This window comes from Halomonas sp. BC2, from assembly GCF_002078115.1.
GTDB lineage: Bacteria > Pseudomonadota > Gammaproteobacteria > Pseudomonadales > Halomonadaceae > Vreelandella > Vreelandella stevensii.
The window spans coordinates 21,246-23,058 of sequence record NZ_LFGT01000014.1 but is presented as its reverse complement, the minus strand read 5'-3'; the positions used below and the strand labels follow the sequence as shown (position 1 = coordinate 23,058).

Annotated in this window: 2 protein-coding genes; both read right to left on the bottom strand. The window is 60.7% G+C overall.

The window, feature by feature from the left end:
• On the bottom strand, positions 1-94 hold a 94-nt coding region (locus B7L71_RS17890), incomplete at its 3' end, for a malonate transporter subunit MadL (RefSeq protein WP_212636755.1).
• A 137-nt stretch (positions 95-231) separates the two neighbouring features.
• Positions 232-1,776 (bottom strand): malonate--CoA ligase, encoded by a 1,545-nt coding sequence (locus tag B7L71_RS10790; RefSeq protein WP_081137889.1) that lies wholly within the window; start codon positions 1,774-1,776, stop codon positions 232-234.
• Between the last annotated feature and the right edge of the window lie 37 nt (positions 1,777-1,813).

Here is a 1,813-nt window from a genome sequence, read left to right as displayed (position 1 = left end):
TGGATGTAACGCCGAGCATCATGCCCAGCACGTCACCGGCCCAAAGGCCCACCAGCATGCACCCTGCCAGCAGGGCAACACCGTAAATCACCATGGTCATTTTCCTCTATTGTCATTGTTGTTAGGTAGTGCGTGTTCGATGGGCCGCCGTGTCTGGTTTCCTCGGTCGCGGCGGCGCCATCTTTCCCGTCAGCGGGGAATTCGTGCGTGTTCTATGGCTAAGTTCCAGGACTAAGACAGGGCCGCGTTGCTTGCGTGGCGCTCGAAGGTGTCGGCGTAACGCTCGCGCAGCTGGTTTTTCTGCACTTTGCCCATGACGTTCCTCGGCAGCGCTTCCACGAACACGATGTGCTTGGGTTGCTTGTACCTGGCCAGCTCGTTTGCCAAGGCGGCGCGAATCGGCTGTTCATCCATCTGATCAGGGGCCGCCGGGATCACCACGGCGACCACGCCCTCGCCCAGGTCGGCATGGGGGACACCAACCACCGCCGACTCCAGAACCCCGGGAAGGTCATCGATAATGGCTTCGATTTCCTTGGGATAAACGTTGTAACCGCCTGAAATGACCAGGTCCTTGTCGCGGCCAACAATGTTCAGGTAGCCGTGCTCATCGATTTTTCCCAGGTCACCGGTAATGAAGAAACCGTCTGAGCGAAACTCGGCGGCCGTCTTTTCGGGCATCCGCCAGTACCCCTTGAAGACGTTGGGACCGCGTAGCTCCACCATGCCGGTCTCGCCATCGGCCAGGGGTTTGCCCGATTCACGGTCGGTAATACGCACTTCCACGCCGGGCAGCGGCATGCCCACGGTTCCTGGCCGACGCTGGCCGTCATAGGGGTTGGAGGTGTTCATGTTGCTTTCGGTCATGCCGTAGCGCTCGAGAATCGCATGGCCGGTGCGGGCTTCGAAGGCTTCATGGGTGTCGGCCAGCAAGGGTGCCGAACCGGAGATGAACAGCCGCATGTGGGCGGTGGCCTGCCGATCGAGCCGGGGCGATTGCAGCAGGCGGGTGTAGAACGTGGGCACACCCATCAATACCGTTGCCTTCGACATGCGCGTAATCAGATCTTCCACCTCCAGCTTGGGCAAGAAGGTCATGGAGGCGCCATTCACCAGCGTGATGTTACAGGCCACGAACAGGCCGTGGGTATGGAAGATGGGCAGGGCATGCAGCAAGTGATCGTGCTCGCTGTAGTGCCACGCTTCGGTCAGCGCCTGGCAGTTGGACGCCAGGTTGCGGTGGGTCAACATGGCGCCCTTGGAGCGCCCCGTGGTGCCGGAGGTGTAAAGGATGGCGGCCAGATCGTCCGGCCCGACCTGGCAGACGTCGCTGGTTTCCTCCACCTGTGCCAGGTCGTGCATCAAGCTGCCGTCAGCCTGGGTGCCTAGGCTGACGATATGCGTGACGCCGCTGGCCTCGCCGTGCTGGGTGGCACTGTCGAGGTCGTCGGGACGGCAGACATAAATATGCGGCTCGGCATCGGACAGAAAGTAAGCGATCTCCTTGCCCGTATATGCCGTATTGAGCGGCAGGTACACCGCCCCCACTTGCAGGCTGGCCAGATAGAGCATCAGCATCTCGGGGCTTTTGTCGATCTGCACGGCTATGCGGTCGCCGGGCTGAAGACCCCAGGCGCGTAATCGGCTGGCCAGGCGGCGGCTGGTCGAGAGCACATCCCGGTAGCGATACTGGCGGCCATCGTCGGTATCCATCAATACCTTGTCAGGCTGGCGTTCGAAGTGTGGGTAGAACAGGCTGAAAAGATTATGGTTCATGGTGGGTCCTTGTTGTTGTAGTGAAGTCAGGGTCATG

What these genes read in the sequence shown, in the direction of transcription:
- B7L71_RS10790 (WP_081137889.1), bottom strand. Translation starts at nt 1,776, where the DNA reads ATGAACCATAATCTTTTCAGCCTGTTCTACCCACACTTCGAACGCCAG.